This window comes from Gluconobacter sp. NFX36, from assembly GCF_049887835.1.
GTDB lineage: Bacteria > Pseudomonadota > Alphaproteobacteria > Acetobacterales > Acetobacteraceae > Gluconobacter > Gluconobacter japonicus_A.
Window position 1 is genome coordinate 89,859 of record NZ_JAGEKJ010000001.1, and the last position, 16,996, is coordinate 106,854.

13 protein-coding genes are annotated in these 16,996 nt (G+C 56.3%); 4 read left to right on the top strand and 9 right to left on the bottom strand.

Features of this window, described 5'->3' with window-relative positions; all coding sequences use genetic code 11:
- The first annotated feature begins 41 nt into the window (after window positions 1-41).
- Entirely contained in the window at window positions 42-2,012 is a 1,971-nt protein-coding gene (locus J4P41_RS00445; RefSeq protein ID WP_426065732.1) for a transglycosylase SLT domain-containing protein, read from the top strand.
- Window positions 2,013-2,113: 101 nt separating this feature from the next.
- Here J4P41_RS00445 and J4P41_RS00450 read toward each other — a convergent pair whose 3' ends face one another.
- The 3 genes from J4P41_RS00450 to J4P41_RS00460 form a co-directional block, all read right to left on the bottom strand.
- Window positions 2,114-3,481, bottom strand: coding sequence for an MFS transporter (locus tag J4P41_RS00450; RefSeq protein ID WP_211567652.1), 1,368 nt, complete (start codon window positions 3,479-3,481; stop codon window positions 2,114-2,116).
- Window positions 3,478-3,756: a hypothetical protein gene (locus J4P41_RS00455; RefSeq protein ID WP_426065733.1), complete on the bottom strand. Its 279-nt coding sequence runs from the start codon at window positions 3,754-3,756 to the stop codon at window positions 3,478-3,480. The genes J4P41_RS00450 and J4P41_RS00455 overlap by 4 nt, the downstream gene beginning before the upstream one ends.
- Window positions 3,757-3,957: 201 nt before the next feature.
- Window positions 3,958-4,536, bottom strand: coding sequence for a YqaA family protein (locus J4P41_RS00460; protein ID WP_426065734.1), 579 nt, complete (start codon window positions 4,534-4,536; stop codon window positions 3,958-3,960).
- Window positions 4,537-4,660: 124 nt separating this feature from the next.
- Between J4P41_RS00460 and J4P41_RS00465 the strand changes: the two genes are divergently transcribed.
- A complete protein-coding gene (locus tag J4P41_RS00465) occupies window positions 4,661-5,191 on the top strand; it encodes a cytochrome b (protein ID WP_426065735.1) in 531 nt (176 codons plus the stop codon).
- A gap of 45 nt (window positions 5,192-5,236) precedes the next feature.
- On the opposite strand, the gene J4P41_RS00470 is transcribed toward J4P41_RS00465, so the two are convergent.
- From J4P41_RS00470 to ccmA, 4 genes are all read right to left on the bottom strand, one after another.
- Window positions 5,237-8,551 (bottom strand): S41 family peptidase, encoded by a 3,315-nt coding sequence (locus J4P41_RS00470; RefSeq protein ID WP_426065736.1) that lies wholly within the window; start codon window positions 8,549-8,551, stop codon window positions 5,237-5,239.
- Between the two features lie 148 nt (window positions 8,552-8,699).
- Complete coding sequence (locus J4P41_RS00475) at window positions 8,700-10,679, bottom strand: Hint domain-containing protein (RefSeq protein ID WP_426065737.1); 1,980 nt, start codon at window positions 10,677-10,679, stop codon at window positions 8,700-8,702.
- 247 nt (window positions 10,680-10,926) lie between these two features.
- Complete coding sequence (ccmB, locus tag J4P41_RS00480) at window positions 10,927-11,592, bottom strand: heme exporter protein CcmB (RefSeq protein WP_426065738.1); 666 nt, start codon at window positions 11,590-11,592, stop codon at window positions 10,927-10,929.
- Window positions 11,589-12,218, bottom strand: a complete 630-nt coding sequence (gene ccmA, locus J4P41_RS00485) for a heme ABC exporter ATP-binding protein CcmA (protein WP_023944803.1) — start codon at window positions 12,216-12,218, stop codon at window positions 11,589-11,591. The genes ccmB and ccmA overlap by 4 nt, the downstream gene beginning before the upstream one ends.
- A gap of 171 nt (window positions 12,219-12,389) precedes the next feature.
- Here ccmA and J4P41_RS00490 point away from each other — a divergent pair, with 171 nt between their 5' ends.
- Both J4P41_RS00490 and J4P41_RS00495 read left to right on the top strand, forming a co-directional pair.
- Window positions 12,390-13,175 (top strand): amino acid ABC transporter ATP-binding protein, encoded by a 786-nt coding sequence (locus tag J4P41_RS00490; RefSeq protein ID WP_023944804.1) that lies wholly within the window; start codon window positions 12,390-12,392, stop codon window positions 13,173-13,175.
- The gene (locus tag J4P41_RS00495) at window positions 13,175-14,743 is read left to right on the top strand and encodes an ABC transporter substrate-binding protein/permease (protein ID WP_426065739.1); all 1,569 of its coding nucleotides are present in this window, start codon (window positions 13,175-13,177) and stop codon (window positions 14,741-14,743) included. The genes J4P41_RS00490 and J4P41_RS00495 overlap by 1 nt, the downstream gene beginning before the upstream one ends.
- 65 nt (window positions 14,744-14,808) lie before the next feature.
- Here the strand turns inward: J4P41_RS00495 and J4P41_RS00500 are convergent, their stop codons facing one another.
- Entirely contained in the window at window positions 14,809-15,732 is a 924-nt protein-coding gene (locus tag J4P41_RS00500; RefSeq protein ID WP_426065740.1) for a hypothetical protein, read from the bottom strand.
- 3 nt (window positions 15,733-15,735) lie between these two features.
- Window positions 15,736-16,986, bottom strand: coding sequence for an AAA family ATPase (locus J4P41_RS00505; protein WP_034881021.1), 1,251 nt, complete (start codon window positions 16,984-16,986; stop codon window positions 15,736-15,738).
- Window positions 16,987-16,996 lie beyond the last annotated feature (10 nt).

The following is a 16,996-nucleotide window of genomic DNA, read 5'->3' on the forward strand; positions in this document are numbered from 1 at the left end:
ACCTTGCCATCGCAGTCGAAACCGGGTAGCACCCCGCTGCTATGCGAAGGATTACCCCTTTCATCTCAGGTGGCACGGCACGAGCGTTGCTCGTCAGTGTGCTGATTCTGGCCGGTGGAACTTTCTCCCCGGCGCGTGCAGAAGGTCTGCGGTTACAGCCGCCTCAACCGGATCATGCAGGTGACGAAACAGCGTTTGCGGAAGCACGCCCCTCCCTTGGTGGAGACGGTACCGTCTCGCTGCCTCACCCTCTTACGGCCACTGTGGCCAACCGATATCGCCTGATCCTTCAGGCCCAGCGTCGTGGCGATCTGCAAACGGCGAACGACCTGGCACGTCTTCTGACGGATCGTGTTCTGATCTCGGACGTTCTGGCAGATCGCTATCTGGCACCAGGCGCACATCCCGTAGCCGATCAGCTTCGGGACTGGCTGAAAAACTATTCTGGTCAACCGGATGCTCCAGCCATTCAGGGGCTTCTGCTTAAAACGGCTCCATCAGGAACCGTTTCAGCCCAATCGTTTGTGCGATCTCTTGCTCCTAATGACAGCCCGAACACGGTGCATGTGTCCCAGACCCCCAATTCTGACCCTTTGGCGCGAGCGTTTACCCGGAATCCTCTTCTGGACCACACGGTTCAGGAGCGATCCATGCAAGGTCTCAAAGGGGCAACGAGTGCGTTGCACCTCGTGGATATTACGCCCGGAATGACGCCCGCTTACGCTGCGCAGCTCTATGGAGAGATTTCCCTTAGTCTACTCTCTCAAGGCGAAGCGCAGAGTGCATTACGACATGGCTGTGCAGGCTTTGAGCGTGGCGGTCATCAGGTGGGACTCCCGGCGTATGTGGCTGGGCTGGCAGCATGGCGAGAAGGGCATGTTGATGCGGCATATGAGCTGTTTGAATCTGCAGCCAACGCGCCTGTGACGTCACGGGAGCTTCATGCCGCTGCAGCTTTCTGGGCTGCGCGGGCAGAGGCGCGTCGTCATGCCATGGCGGCATATGTGTCCTGGTTGCACCGTGCAGCAAACCATCACGAAACATTCTATGGGATGCTGGCGGCCCAGACGCTTGATCTGGGACGGAGAGGTCATGCCCGCCTGCCAGATAGCCCCATCGAAATCACTCTGCATGATCCTGTTCCGGTTCTCGGCGAAATTGATGTCGAGGCTATTGGAGCGCTTCCGCAGGGGCGTCAGCTTTTCGCGCTTCTTCAGATCGGGGAGCGTGCGCGTGCTGAAGCCCTGATGCGGCGTATCTGGCCTGAAATTGCCGTAGACAGTGCGCGCGCGCGTTCGCTTCAACTCGTTGCGCAGGCTGCCGGTTTCGAGGATCTTTCCGAGCAACTGGCGTCTTTGATCATGGATGGGGAAAGCCATTCAGATACGTCGGCAACGATACTTCCAATGCCGCGCCTTCGTCCCAACCATGGTTTCCGTATGAACCCGGCGCTTGTCTATGCGCTGACCCGTGTTGAATCGAACTTTGATCCGGCTGCGACCTCGGGGGCTGGAGCTCACGGTCTGATGCAGATCCGTCCTGTGACAGCGAGTTTCATCACGCTGCATCATCAGACATATGATGCTCACGGTATGGCTGTGATCCCGGTTCCGCCAGATATGGTGAGCCGTTTGCACAATCCGGCTTCCAATCTTGAAATCGGCCAGCTTTACGTCCTCTATCTGGCAAATCAGTCCAGCCATACGGCCCAGGCTGCTCAGCCCGAAGGTGGGGATCTGGTACGCGTTCTGGCGTCTTATAATGCCGGGCCGGGCGCCATCGCCCGCTGGGAAAGCGCTCAGACGGCAGATTTGCATGACCCGTTGTTTTTCATGGAAACGCTGCCAAATACCGAGACACGGGATTATGTTCATCGTGCGCTCACCTACACATGGCTTTACGCCAAACGTATGGGTCTCTCTTCCCCATCCCTTAAGGCTTTGACGCACGCTGAATGGCCGTCCTTCGGAGCTGAAATGGCTCTGGCCCATGAGCGTCTCGCCCTGAACTGAACGACACAAAAAAAACGCCACCCACAAAAGCTGCGGGTGGCGTTTCTGTCTGTCTGGTAGCCCGGTGGTCATGCGCCGGGCTGTTCTGTTTTTTTTTGGCTTCAGCTTTTCTGCGTCTGAAGGCCCAGATCACTCATTTCTTCATGAACTGCAGCGGCTTTGGCAGCGGAGAAGACCTCCATTGCATTGGCGCCTTTGGGCTGCTTCAGGCGAATGAAGCATGTAATGACAGCGGCTAGGAGGTACAGGGCGGCATAAATAAAGACGACGCCCTGCGTGCCGTAACTGGTGACAAACACTGTTGCCAGTGCCGGGCCAAGGAAGTTGCTCAGACCACCACCAAGATTCTGAACCGATACGGCAGCTCCCTTATGCTCAGGCGCAATAGCCGGGAAGATCGCTCCCATGGGCACAAAGGCATTGAGCGTTAAAGCAAGAAAAAGGGCACCAATGATGGCGGTGAACATGTTGCCCGGCATCAGGTGAGGAATGAAGTAGAAGGCAAGGCTCGCCATGGCACAGCCGACAAAACCGAACCACCGCATCTGCCGTAACCAGCCAATCCGATCTCCGATCAGTCCCCACACCACGTTCGTTACAGGCTGCACCAGAAAGAAAGCACCATAGATCCGAAGCCATTCCGGCATGGTGAAGCCGACCTCTGGAGAGGTGTAGAACAGCGGCATGATGACCGGGAAACCGAACAGGGACAAGTTGCAGATGACACGCGTGATAAGTGCCAGCGCGATGTCTCGATTGTCCACAATCAGCGTGAGGCTGCGGCTGATTTCGATCAACTGATCCTTCAGCGGAACCTTTGATGCCAGAGGAGCCCCCTCGGATGGTTCTTCACGAATGGTCAGGCAAGCGAGCGCGCCACCAGCTAGAACCCATGCGAGCGACATCCAGAGTGTAGGCATGAAGCCGAAAGCCGGAATCGTCCAGCTTGGTAGGAACGAAGCAATGATGCCGTAGCCCAGTGTGAACATGGACCACACCCAGCCAATGGCGGAAGCCAGTCGGTGATCCGGTGTTTTCTGAACGATCCAGAAGAAAAAAGCGTAGAAAAACAGCGGGTAGGCAAAGCCACGCAGGCCGTAAAACAGCATCATCAGTGGGAAAGAATGCTGGGACAGCCCCAGGCTCAGGAAAGCCACATGACATAGGGCCCACCACAGCGTGCCGATCGCCATGATGCGACGTGCGCCATAGACTTCAGCCAGAACGCCAGACAGCCAGCTCGCAAGGGCGGCGGTTGCACCATAGATGGTGAAGAGCATCCCGGCTTGCTTGGGGGTAAATCCGATCTGGGTAACGTATTTTGCAAGGAATGCGACTTCAATGCCGTCGCCCGTCATGTACAGGGCAACAGCGATGTAGCCCCACAGCAACATCACCGGCATGCCCCAAAGGACGCGGGATTTTGTGATGAGCGGTCGGTGGGGAGGAGAAACCTCTGTGGCACTCATGGATGGTCATGCCTCCGTGAAGGGAAGTTGTCCTCAAACGGCGTCATCGGCTGGGAGTCTGCACCATCAACAGCGTCCCGCAGTGTGAGAATGCCAGGAGAAGCCATTCCAAGAAACTGCGCTTCCAGACTACTGAACACACCAGTTGCGCGTGTGGCAGCAGGCAGAATCTGAAAACGTTTAGCGCTAAAGTTAGTCTCTCTTCTGAACATGGCATACTCCTGTGACAGCGGGAATTGGACGTTCGGGTTGTCGTGCGGAGACTGGCAATCCATCTTCGCCACCCCTTCAGCGCCGCGGTGGGCGAAGCAGAAAGGACGGCGGGGACTGGTAAGCAGGTGTAGCTGCCGGAAAGCCGTAACCGATGACCGTATGAGGTTTACGATCATTGGCGATGATAACATGGATTTGTTATAATTAAAGCGTAATTCTGTTATTTTATATGCAAAATTGGTTGTTTTCGTGTGAATATAAGATCAGAAGAGCTCGACCAACGCTACCCCGGCGATAATCACCACTAGCAAAATCAGCAGAATCACAGTCAGGCGTTTCTCGATAAACTCACGGACGGGCTCGCCAAAAGCCTTGAGCAGGGCTGCTTCCAGAAAGAAACGTGCCCCACGTGTAACGATGCTTGCGGCGATAAAGGGCAGGAGAGAATAATGCGCCGCTCCGGCCGCCAGAGTGACAAATTTATAGGGCAGGGGCGTTAGCCCTTTTCCGAGAATGATCCAGACACCATAGCGCCGGAACATTTCTTCGAGTGCCACGATCCGTCCATCCGCATGATAGAAATGTGCGATGGGCATACCGATGTGTTTCATCAGGAATGCCCCAAGAATCCATCCGATTATGCCGCCAATCACGCTTGCGATTGTGCAGACAGAGGCCAGAAACCAAGCCCTGTCCCGGCGTGTCAGGATCATGGGGATCAGCATCAGATCCACTGGGATGGGAAAGATACACGCTTCTGCCATGGCGATGACGATCAGCCACCATACAGCTTTTGGAGAGGCAGCGAGGTCGGTCATGCGGCGGTAAAGAGAGTCGATCACGGTCTGGCCTTGTGGAGAAAATATCAGAACTTCCTATCCTCCCAGCCACTGAATGGAAATCCGTTGGTGTTTCATCTGGGATATGGAAAGTAGAAAATCTTATCTTTCACAAAACGGATTTTCTGTGCCCCAGCGTTATTCCCTTACGGCTCGCCTGTTTCACTGGGGCATGGCGGCCATTATCATTCCTGTTTGGCTGATTGGCTTTTCGGCCGGTCGACTGCTGCCGCGTGGACCGTCTCCACTCAAGAGCGATTTGCTGTCCGTTCACAAGGAAATCGCTTCAACGGTCATTATTCTTGTGGTGTTGAGAATGGCTTGGCGGGCAACACATCGACCACCCGCGTTGCCCGGCAGCGTTCCGGAAGAGCAGCAGATTGCGGCCCGCGTTCTACAGGGATGTCTCTATCTTCTGATGCTGAGCACGCCTCTGACGGGATGGCTCATGGCCTCTGCCCATGGAGCGCCCGTGCAGATGCTCTGGACGGTTCATCTCCCCGCACTCATCCAGAAAACGCCTCTTCTGGCCCCGACCCTCGGGGTCCTGCACCAGTTTTCAGCCTGGATTCTGGGCGTTTTGATTGCTGGGCATATCGTGGCGGCCCTGATGCATCGGTTCTCCCGCCGCGATCAGGTCATGGACATGATGCTCTGATAAAAGAGGGCCTCCGCCAGAAGCAGAGGCCCTGTTCAATGTGCCTTACTTCGGGGACGCAGGCTCTTGCAGCGGGAAAGGTTCCGCCTTGAGTGCTGGTCGTGGATGGTCAGCCATTTGCTTCTTCAGATAGGCAATCGCTGCATCGAGTTGCTGGTCCTGTCCATTGAAGGTCGCGACTGGCATGTTCTCGACCTCGATATCTGGCGAGACTCCCTTGTTCTCGACCAGCCAATGCCCATCCATATCGAAATACGGATTTTCGGCCGTCCGGGCATTCCCGTTATCAATCAAACGATCCCCATCAGACAGCCAGACACCCGCGCCCGCCGTGCGTTCGCCCAGAACTGGCGCGATATGAAGAGACTTGATCCCCTGCGAGAAGGTCTCGCCGTCTGAATAGGTTCTCTCATCTGCGATGACGATGAGGTGCCCCTGGAAAGCCTGCTGCATGTCGATGGCCGGAGCGTTTCCATAGCGGCTCCAGAACATCCATGGCCGACGCATGAGCTGGGTCAGCACCCAGCTATCAATGTTGCCGCCGTTGTTGCCTCGGACGTCAACAATCAGGCCATCCTTGTCGATATTGGCGTAGAATTCCCGTGCAAAGGCCTCCATGTCGTCTCCGCCCATGGCCTGCAGATGCAGGTAGCCGATCTGGCCATGGCTCGCGCGATCCACGGCATCGGCGCGGCTGACTTCCCAGTCCCGCGCACGGAAGGATTTCTGCTTGGCAAAACTAACGGCTGTCACGACGGTTTTGTGCTCTTTTCCCTTGCGGGAGAGCGTGAGGAGAACCTGTTTTCCAGCCTGATTGGCAAGAAGAGCGGAAAGATCCGGTTCGCCAGCTGTGGGTTGTCCGTTGACAGCAACAATCAGGTCTCCGTCCTGTGCGTCTACACCTGATCTTGCGAGAGGGGACTGCTGATCCGGCAGGTCCCGGTCTCCTCTATAGATATGTGTAATGCGGAAGCCCTGAGCCTCACGGGTCAGTTGCGCTCCTAGCCCAGCAATCAGACTTGTTGCTGGTTCGTCGAGGCCTTGTGCAGGGCGAAGCTGGGAGTGCATTGCACCGATTTCTGCCACCATCTGGCCGAGCAGGTCATCCAGATCGGCGCGATCTCCCAGTCGGTCCACAAATGGTGCGAAATGGGCTCTAACGGCTTTCCAGTCCACGCCATGCAGATCGCGGTCATAGTAATGATCACGATGAAGGCGCCAGGCATCAACGAATTCATCGCTCCATTCCTGAGCCGGGTCGATGCGCAGACGGAGCCCATCAAGGCTGACGGTCTTGCCGGTAACATCGTCAGGCTTTTTTGCTCCGACAGGGAGCAGCATCACTTCCGGTGTCTGCTTTGGACGAGGCGTGACGGTCATGATGGTTTTGCCATCTGCCGAAATGTCGAAGTCCTCCACTTTTGGAGCAAAAGTTTCGATCTTGTGCTCATTATTGTCGATGTGGATGGACTTCAGAGGGTTCGTATCATCATCGGTGCCATCCATGGTGAAAAGGAACTCGTTTGAGGCACCCAGACCATGATAGTCCGCCGCTGGCACCGGTACCTGATAGAGACGATCTGCCAGCCCGTTCCATTCAAGAGCAGGGAGTGGCTTTTTCGGAGTGTCCTTGCCGTCTTTCTTTCCGGTCTTCTCGTCAGGCTTGTCCTTGCTGTCGTCGTGATCCAGTTCGGTGGGGGGCTGAAACGGGAAATGGTTTCCATCCTGAAGGGCGAGGGCATAGATTCCCGTGCGATGTGGAAAGGCCGGACCGAGATTGCGGTCACCCCAAGGGGAGATGTTGGCCAGAGAGAACGTCCGGTCTGACAGGAACCAGAGCCACTTTCCATCCGGGGAGAATGTCGGGCTATAAGATTCATAGCGATCCCCGGTTACCCATTCCGTGTGATTTGTCTCGGGGGCGTAGAGAGCAATCTGTCGTCGCAGACCCGTACCTCGTGTTCTGACAAATGCCAGAACTTTCCCGTCTGCCGACCAGGACAGGGTGTCAAAGACATTCGTTCCGTCCGCTGTCGCGTCATCAACCAGCTTTTCGGATTTGTTAGACAGGTTGAAGAGCCACAAACGACCCAGAAGATCGGTATGGGCGACGAATTTGCCATCAGGTGAAATGGCCAACGCCACAGGTTCGGTGGAGGAAGGTTGGCTCAGGGCTTCTCCTTTGCCACTGCCATCCGCGGCGAAGCGCCAGAGGGCAGATTCGCCTCCTGCATCGCTGAACGCGATAACAGACTTTCCGTCAGGTGTGACGCGGGCCAGTCTCAGACGAACATTATCGGCTGTCGGGATGACAATGAGGCGTCTGGGGGATGCTGCGGCGACAACGGTGTGACCACGCATGGTGAAGACTGTTGTATCCCCCTTGGGGGAGATGGCCTCGGACGTCGTGAAGCGCGTTGGACGATCCAGCCAATAGGGTGCGCGTGGTGCATTGTCCGACACCAGAGTGATAGGGATCTGCCTGCTCTGACCGGAAGTCAGATCCAGAGCAAACAGGTCCGCCCCCTTGCGGAAAACAACAGTATCGCCAGAGAGAGAGGCCTCCAGAACACTGTAATCCGTGAAATGCGTCAGTTGCTTTGCATCAGTTCCGTCTGTTGCAAGGCTCCAGAGATTGTAGCGGCCGTTTTCGTCAGACAGGACAATCAGACGGTCACGCCATGGCATGGGATGGACAAGGTTGGCTGTGCGTGACCCGATCCGCTCGGCTTCTTTCCCGGATTGCAGGTCAAAGCGCCAGAGCTGGGAGAGGCTACCGCCACGATAGGCCCGCATATGATCGCCCGTAACGGCAAGCCCGAAGCGAACGGCATAGAGCCATTTTCCGTCCGGGCTGAGCGCAGCGTCATTGGCATAGGCCAAGGGATAGACGTGTTTCGTACCCGTTTTCGGGTCGAGCGAGGCGACGTTGTAGCTGTAGTAGGGGCCAGTCGCATCCGGCATGGCATACAGAATACCAGCATGTGCATCCCAGCCTGTCAGAAGCAGCTTCGGGGCATTCTCAAACGTGACCCGTCTAGGCGTGCCGCCAGAACTCGGCATGACATAGACCTCTGTCGGTCCATCAAAATTGGCCAGAAACGCGATTTCGGTTCCGTCTGGGGAAAGGACGGGATGCGGATCAACTGCGTTTGCACCGTGCGGTGCGCTCGTCAGGCGCTGGGCCGTGCCGCCTGCAAGCGGAACGCTCCAGACAGACTGCTCTGCATTGAAGAGAACTGTCTGGCCGGATAAAGATGGTTCCCTGAAATAACCAGCTTCCGCGTGGGCTGTCAGGCCATAGCCGCACCCTAAAATGGCGGCGCATGAGAGAAGGGAGCGTCGGAGGGAAAACCGCATGGTGAGCAAGACTTCTGATATGAAACGTGGCCTGATGATGCGGCGGTTTCCTATCAGCGTCGAGATAACAGTCGTGATTTTCGTAGGCTGAAAACAAAAAACGCCAGCCCCGGGAGGCTGGCGTTTTCCGTTGGAAAAGAAAGCAGGATCAGGCTGTCTGGGCTGCTGCCGTCTTCACATCAGACACAATGTACTGGCTGGAAGACAGGATCTGCACACCCAGCATGGCGATGCTGTGCGTAGCGCGATCCGTGATCTGGATTTCTGCATTTCCGGTCGTCCAGCGTGCAGTCTGGCCTTCCAATGCGCTCCAGCCGGACAGTGTTTCTTCTGTCAGGTGAGCGGAAAGGTTGGTTGTGCTGCCTGCATCGTAGAGAACAATATTGCCGACAAGCACGCCAAGCTGGCGGCGATCGTCAACGAACGGCCCAACGACGTCTGCCGGACGGCTCGTGCGGGACACGAGACGGACGGTGCGGACGTTCTGCGGAAGCATGAACATGGCATAACCGTTGGTCTCACGCATCTTGCGAAGGACTGTACCGTCTTCCGTCACGAGGTGTAGGTCTGCATCGGCTGTCAGCGTGACGTCCTGCGCAACCTTCGGCAGTGCAGCTGCTTCAGCGCGAGCAGCAATGGCCCGGAACATCGGCTCTACCGTTGTGCGATCCGTCGTTAGAGGTGCAGCGGCGTCTTCAACCCAGCTCTTGATGGAGCCACCAAGGCTGATCACGGAGCCGTCCTGCTGGAAGGAGCCACGGTTACCAGTGTTGAGGTAGCTCTCGGTCAGGAGGCCATTGGCCGTGATGACTGAGTGTTCAGCCGTCTCGATGTGGAAGTAGTCATAGGAGCTAATGGACAGGTCATAGTGAATGGAACGACCGTTCACCAGCATACGAGCCGGGATGAACTTGCCATCCAGGAACAGGCAATGTTCTGCCGTGACCCGCAGATCCTGATGAGGCACACCAGCTGAGATCGCGTCCTTCAGGATGCGAACCGGGTAGCCCGCTTCATCAGCCGGAAGATCTGCGCGAACCGTCATGGTGCGACGGCCAGCCCAGGTCACAGGACGAATTTCTTCGCGGCCCGCAACATGTACAATCACGCTGTCGCCAACTGCCAAGTTTTCGACTGCGATTTCACCGGTTGGCGTTAGGATCATTGAGCCTGCGAGAAAGCAGATGACGCCGTTGCCGTTGCTGGTGTCGACCGCAACCTTCTGATTGCCTGTTGGAGCGCTTGTGTAGCTGCTGTCGTAGGTGACGCTCTTTGGGGCAATGGTACCACTGGACGTGGTCAGGGAGACATTGTCACTTGTCATGGTCGCGGAAGTTACCGTCTGACCATTAACGCCGAGCGTGTCGCCTTCCTTGAGGTTGGCCAGAACCAACTTATTGGCAGCATACTGCTCGCTTGGCAGAATGAGCGTGTTATGGCCCGTTCCGAAAACAACCTTTGTGCCGTCTGCTGGATAAGTTGTAACGGTTGCCTTGGCGCCGTCATTCAGCGTCAGAGTTGATTGAAGCTGCGAATTTTCAGTGAAGGACGTATTCGTACCGCTGACGGTAATCGGACCGGAGATGGTCGTGCTGTTTCCGGCTGTTTTGACGGTTGAACCGTTGTAGATGTTCAGATTGCCAGCAATGCCGTTCCCGTTAACGCTTCCCAGCGTAATATTCGAGTTGTCAAAGTTCAGCGTGCCGCCCGAAGCAACGGAAGGCTTAAGGCCCGGAGAACCCGACCAGTCCTGCGTAACATTTGATAAGGTTGCCGTACCATTGCTGTCAACCTGAAGGCCGTTGTTCGCGGTGAGGGCGCGCGCAATATTGGCTGTGCCGCCAGACGCAACTTCCAGATTGTTAACGCTCAGAGCGCTGCTGCTTGATGTAATATCAAGCGTACCGGAAACCTTGATGTTTACGTTTGCAAGCGTCGTCGTGGAACTTGAAACCGTGACGGTTACCCCTGCAGGGATCGTTACCGTTCCCTGATTTGTCTGGGTGTTAGGAACATGCGTTGCGGCGACGCCGTCATACTGCCAGTTCGCGACATCGTTCCAGTCGCCACCGGTCTTGGGGCCAACCCAAGTGTACTTGTCGCCAGTGGTCCAGTCAGGTGTAGCCATGATGTTATAAATTTCCAGAAAATAAGGGGAAGCTTTGACTGCGCTCACGGAGTTTAATCTCACGGGAACGTGAAAGCGTATTGAGGCCTTATTTGGATTATATAAAATTAACAGTCAATAATTTTTTTGAAAAAAATAAACAATTTATGTATTATTAACGAAGGATGATATCAGCCGTTGTCCACCTCTCTCGAAGATAAGCGGCTATAAAATCCATATGATGTAAGGCTGTAAGTAGTGTCGCGTCCTAGCCGACTGCGGCTTTAAGGCCTTGTCCTGCAGCGAGCGGACAAAGAGGCAGCATAGCCAGAAGGCACGCCCCCAAAAGATCGAATCCGGCAGTCGAAGAGGTCCCCAACTGTCCGGCATAAGACGAGGCCGCGCCAAAAATCAGAACTGGTGTTGCAAGAGGCAGGACCAGCAACGGCAGGAGTACGCCTCCACGTCGGGCGCCCAGAACCACGGATGCTGCCATGCCGCCCAGAAGGGACAGGCACATCGTTCCCAGCATCAATCCCAGAAGAAGCAGGGGAAGTTCGGTGCCTTTAACGCCAAGCATGACTCCCAGCGGTATGGCGGCGATCAGCAGAGGCAATCCTGTTGTCAGCCAGTGAGCGATCATCTTGGCAAACGCAACGGCGTAAGCGGGTAGACCGGTCAGCATCAGCAAATCTAGGGAGCCGTCTTCCAATTCTGAGCCGAACAGACGGTCCAGGGGAAGCAGGGAGGCGAGTAGCGCACAGACCCAGACAATACCGGGGCCCATATGGCGCAATAGGTCAGGGGACGGACCAAGCGCCAGCGGGAACAGACTGCCACACAATATGAAGAAGAGCAGGGACGCCAGCGTATCGGCGCCAAACCGGTAGGCCATACGCAGGTCACGGTCGATCAGGGCAAGAAAAGCAGTCATGACAGCCAGAGCGGTTCAGTATTCGCGAGAGAGGGCAGTTCATGCGAACGGGTGTTTTCAAGGGGGAGGGGAACATGTGTCGTCACGATCATGGCCCCCCCTTTTGCACGATGCTCTGCCATGATGGCGCCAAGTCGTTCGATACTCGCTACATCCAGCCCGACAGTGGGTTCATCCAGAAGCCAGAGACCCGCGCCTGATAACATGACACGCGCAAAAGCGGCCCGACGTTTCTGCCCGGAAGAAAGCAAACGGGCAGGCAAATCTGCCAGAAATGCGAGGTCCAGAGCCTCCAGAACTTTGTTCATCTGGCTTTTGCCGAGCTTCTCAGCAAGGGCAAGGTTCTGGATCAGCGTTAATCCGGGCTTCAGCGCATCCTGATGGCCCAGCCAGGCGATCTCTGTTTGACGGTCGACCGTTCCGCCATCCGGTTTGCGTAATCCGGAGATGGTTCTGAGAAGCGTAGATTTTCCAGCCCCATTCGGGCCGGTCAGGATCATCGCATCCCCGGAAAACAGAGAAAGAGACACCCCATCAAGCACCAGTCGATCACCGCGGAACACCGTAACATCCCTGACATCCAGAAGGGACGCAGGAGGCGCGGAAGACGAAGGCTGGGGTATCATGTGTCGTATTCTGTCTCGTTCACAGTCCTGCCTGACTTAGAGACCCTGGAGGAAAGAACTGCAAGGGGGCGTCCGAAAAGCTGCAATCTGGTGAATTCTCGAAGTCATGTGCAGGAAAGGTCTCGATAGCTGCAGCGAGGTTCGTTATGAGGGCTGGGCGGCTGCAAGGTCGTGAGGCTTCTGAAGGGATATCCGGCACTGACTGATCTGGTGTTACAGGCGAGCGCAATCGCCAAGTCTTTTGATGGCAACGAAATTCTTCGTGGTCTGTCACTGGATGTTGAACGTGGCGAGCTGATCTCGATCATTGGGCCTTCGGGCTGTGGCAAATCCACGTTCCTGCGGTGCCTTAATTTCCTCGAGCATCCGGATGCCGGGACTGTCCGCATTGAAGACGTGACACTGTCCTGTACCGGAAAGCACTGGACACGCGCCAATGAAGCGCAGGCTCATCGCCTTCGCGCGCATGTTGGTATGGTGTTCCAGGCCTTCAATCTTTTTCCGCACAGAACCGTCATTGATAACGTCATGATGGCGCCCATGCATGTAAAGGGTGTTTCACGGGATGAGGCGCAGGCCACCGCTTGTACCCTTCTGGAGAAGGTTGGTCTGTCTGGCGTCAAGAACCGTTATCCGGACAGTTTGTCTGGCGGGCAGAAACAGCGGGCCGCCATCGCGCGTGCACTCGCGATGAAGCCCTCCGTCATGTTGTATGACGAACCGACTTCTGCGTTGGATCCGGAGCTTTCGGAAGAAGTTCTCTCCGTCATGCGGGATCTGGACGATGATGGCATGACGCAGCTTGTCGTGACACATGACATGCGATTCGCCCGGGCTGCCTCTGATCGGGTACTGTATGTAGAAGGTGGGGAAATCGTCGAAAGCGGTGACCCGGACCTGATGTTCGCCAACCCGAAAGAGGGGCGCACACGACGCTTCCTGCGGACGCTGCTGTAATGAACAAGTTTTTTGCGTGTCTCGTTGTGCTGGCTCTTACGCTGGCGCCGTCCGTTCATGCTGTAGCTGCTGACGAGCAGACTGCTGCACCGCTGGTTGTTCCGGGAGCAAAGGACAGTACGGACCTGCCCTGGGCCTCGGACGGTGAGGCCAACGTGCCTTATGTGTTCCATGACCCGGAACATGAATCCCGGATGACCGGCTTCGAGTATGATCTGGTCAACGCCATTGCTGAGAAGATGCACCGCAAAGGGCGCTTTATTCAGAACGACTGGGACGGCCTGATCCCCGGTCTGTCCCGCGATCTGTACAGCATGGTTGTGGACGGCATCGAAATGACGCCGGAACACAAGGCGGCTGTTCTGTTTTCTCGCCCTTATTATGTGACGAGCGAGCGGATCATTCTGCGCAAGGATGAGACTGGCCTCGACACGATGGAGGCGCTCAAGGGGCACAAGATCGGAACCATTAAGGATACAACTGCTGAGCGTATGCTCCGTCGACAGGGTGGTTCCACAATCCGGTCTTACGAAGAAGAGACGAACGCCTTTTCAGATCTTCGGAACGGGCGACTGGATGCGATCCTGCTCGATGCACCCATCGCGATGTATTACGGCAGTATTTCCGATGACATGAAGCTGGTCGGCGAACCGATTGGCAGCATGGAGTATGGCATCGCCTTTGCGCCTGGAAGCCGTGCGCTGCGCGATCAGGTGGATGCAGTCCTTGGCGAACTCATCAAGGACGGAACGCTCCATAAAATTCTGGCACGCTGGAACCTGTGGACTCCCTTGATGGAGAACTATACCGGCGACCATACCCATCCGGACATCGCTCCGGTGGAATGGGACCGGTACCGGGCTGCCATGGCCAGTACGACGGGAAATAATTGGAAAGTTCTGGTTCATCGCTATGTCGGTTTTCTGCCCCTGATTGGGCAGGCCGCTCTCATGACGCTAGCGGTTTCTGCGCTTGCCATGGTTCTTGCTGTTGCGTTGGGGCTTTTACTTGCTCTGGCCCGACATTACGGTGGCGCTGTACTGCGTCTGACGGCCGGTTTCTATGTCGAAATCGTGCGTGGTACGCCGCTCCTGATTCAGGTGCTATTCATTTTCTACGGCCTGCCAGCGTTTGGAATTCGCCTGTCGCCTTTCATGGCCGGTGTCCTGTCCCTTGGATTGAATTACGCTGCCTATGAGGCCGAGAACTATCGTGCGGGACTTCTGTCCGTTCCACGTGGACAAATGGAAGCGGCGATTGCTCTGAACATGACGCACTGGCAGGCTTTGCGTCTGGTTGTGGTGCCGCAGGCGTTCCGCACGGTTGTGCCCGTCATGACCAACGACTTCATCTCCCTGCTCAAAGACAGTTCGCTGGTCTCCGTTATCACTCTGACGGAGCTCAGCCAGACTTATGTGCGCCTGTCATCCACCTATTACGATTATTTCGGAACTGGCCTGATGGTGGGCGCAGCCTATCTGTTGCTGGGGCTGCCCTTCGTACGTTTGGCCCGCATGGCAGAACGTCGGATGGGGCGCAGCATGGGCGGGAATGTCGGTCATCACTAACAACTTGAAGGCAGTAGAGGTCGTGCTCTAAGCGCGACCTTTACTTACTCAGACATTGACAGAGTTCAGGGCGTTTTGGGGGCAGACGGATCTCTGGTGGGGGCAATAGGGATTGCATTCGCATCCAGCTTGCCATCGAATCCCCTGCGAAGCAGATCCGTCCATCCGGGCATCCATGTCTTAACGTCGGAAATAAATTTCGCCGCTGCCGGGTTGGTCTTGATCCCATCCTTCGTCCAGACGGGGGGAGGGGCCAGAAGTTGGCGTGAGCCCGGCTCTATTGGGGCAATCAGGGTTTCCACCGCTTCAATCTGGACGCCCTGAGTACCTTGAGCCGCTGCGTGATACCATCCAAGCGTAATCATGAGCGGTGGGATGGGAAAGCCCAGAGTGTTCATGCGGTCGAAAGCTGCACTTACAAAAGGGCCACCGTTGGGAGACCCGGGCAGAATGAAGGCATTGCCGATATAGGCACATTCTTCGACCAGGCCCTGTTTTTCCACAATCTGGGATGCATAGTTCCGATCATCATGGCAGGGGCGTTCCAGATCATCTACGGCCTGGGGCGGTAGAGGCTGTTGGCTGGCCTCGACGACTATGACGCCCGAAACGACACCAAGAGACGTTCTGGCCAGAACCTGTTGGGAAATTTCGCCGTGTGGCCCGGTGCGGGCCGCCAGGATAGGATGCCATTCGCCAACGGGGAGAGGAATGATGCGCCCGGCCAGGTGCAGTCCCGCCTGTTGGATGATAGCGGGATCTGGGGCCGTCACACTATCCGGGCTATTGTTCGGCGTGCCGCCGCCATTTCCCTGTGCGGATTGTGTGGGCGCAGGACTGGCTCCCGGAGCTTTTCCCGGAAGCCATGGAAGATGCTTCTTTAGTGTGGGGGTAGGAAAGAATGCTGCCATTCCCATGCCTCCCACCATAATGAAAAGGCTTGTGCGCCAGAGGGGCGCACGGCGCCAGAGTCGACCAAATGCTGTCATGGATCAGTGACTCAGGCGACCGAGCTGTACATCTGCATCCTTTGAGATTTCAGCTCTGACGCCATCGTCTCCGGCAGAAAGGCGGACCATCTTTGCGCCCTGCTGTCGTGCGACAATCAGGCTTTCACTGACCATATCCTCAATAGAGCGAACCAGATCGCGTGCGCTGGCCCCTGTTCCAAGGTTCTTCTGCTTGACCATAACCTGGAAGAGCAGGGCGGCATCAATGCCGCCTGTCTCGACATGAAGGCCGTAGCTTTCAATCATGGCTTCGATTTCCAGAGCTGCCACGCGTGCCAGATCCAGCCCTCTCAGAGCGCGGAAAACAAAGATCCGATCAAGGCGGTTCAGAACTTCCGGCGCAAAGCCGGCCCGCTTAAGAGCTTCCACAGACTCGGCCCGCATCTTGTCCGGCTCATTTTCAAGCCGGTCTGCAATTTCCGTCAGGGCGTCGGTTGCGATGTTGGATGTCAGCATGAAAATGGCGCGCGTGGTGGAAACCTGCTCACCGGTGGAAGCCTCCGTAACATGACCATCGTTCCAGGCCGTCAGAAACTTCTTGAAGACATCTGGATGTGCTTTCTCGATTTCATCTAGCAGAACGACCGCATCTGGTTGATCCTTGAGGCCGCCTGTCAGCTTGCCGAACGTGTCGGAACCCACATAGCCTTTCGGAGAACCGAAAAGCTGGGTTGCTGCATGAGGGCTGGACATCTGGGTCATGTCGAAATGCAGGAGGGGTCGCTCCATCTGCTTTGCGATCTGTTTGGCCAAATAGGTCTTGCCTGTGCCAGGGGGACCAGCCAGCAGAAAAATTCCAACAGGCTTGCCACGGACCTGAAGAGCCAGTCGCCGCCGAAGTTGTTGGGCAATATCTTCGCAGACGCGATCCTGCCCGATGACACGGGCCCGGAGGGAGGCGGCGAGTTCTTCCGCATCAATGACGGTTTCTCGCTGTTCGCGGGCCATGAGTTCTTCGAGGGCACCGCGATTGGTCAGCCGGCTGAGAACATCCATGATCAAACCTTTCCTCCGGCGTAGCCCACGGCGTGCCAGTTTTTCAGCAGAAGTTTCGTAGGCGAGGCCTAAAGCGGTGAGTGCTGCGCCTGTCCCGGCGAGAGGTAGGTAAGCAGGGCGCATCCAATCTATGGCTCGCCAAAGCCCGTCCAGGGACAGATGTAGCATGACGGCCACCTGAATGACCGCCAAAATTAGGAAGGCCGCCATCATGAGTGGCATGGCCCGGTTGAGCATGGGGACGATC

Excerpts from the sequence above, each read along its gene's own strand:
- ccmB (WP_426065738.1), bottom strand. The coding sequence starts at position 11,592 with ATGACTGCTTTTCTTGCCCTGATCGACCGTGACCTGCGTATGGCCTAC.
- J4P41_RS00445 (WP_426065732.1), top strand. The coding sequence starts at position 42 with ATGCGAAGGATTACCCCTTTCATCTCAGGTGGCACGGCACGAGCGTTG.
- J4P41_RS00505 (WP_034881021.1), bottom strand. The coding sequence starts at position 16,986 with ATGCTCAACCGGGCCATGCCACTCATGATGGCGGCCTTCCTAATTTTG.
- J4P41_RS00500 (WP_426065740.1), bottom strand. The coding sequence starts at position 15,732 with ATGACAGCATTTGGTCGACTCTGGCGCCGTGCGCCCCTCTGGCGCACA.
- J4P41_RS00455 (WP_426065733.1), bottom strand. The coding sequence starts at position 3,756 with ATGGATTGCCAGTCTCCGCACGACAACCCGAACGTCCAATTCCCGCTG.
- J4P41_RS00475 (WP_426065737.1), bottom strand. The coding sequence starts at position 10,679 with ATGGCTACACCTGACTGGACCACTGGCGACAAGTACACTTGGGTTGGC.
- J4P41_RS00450 (WP_211567652.1), bottom strand. The coding sequence starts at position 3,481 with ATGAGTGCCACAGAGGTTTCTCCTCCCCACCGACCGCTCATCACAAAA.
- J4P41_RS00495 (WP_426065739.1), top strand. The coding sequence starts at position 13,175 with ATGAACAAGTTTTTTGCGTGTCTCGTTGTGCTGGCTCTTACGCTGGCG.
- ccmA (WP_023944803.1), bottom strand. The coding sequence starts at position 12,218 with ATGATACCCCAGCCTTCGTCTTCCGCGCCTCCTGCGTCCCTTCTGGAT.
- J4P41_RS00470 (WP_426065736.1), bottom strand. The coding sequence starts at position 8,551 with ATGCGGTTTTCCCTCCGACGCTCCCTTCTCTCATGCGCCGCCATTTTA.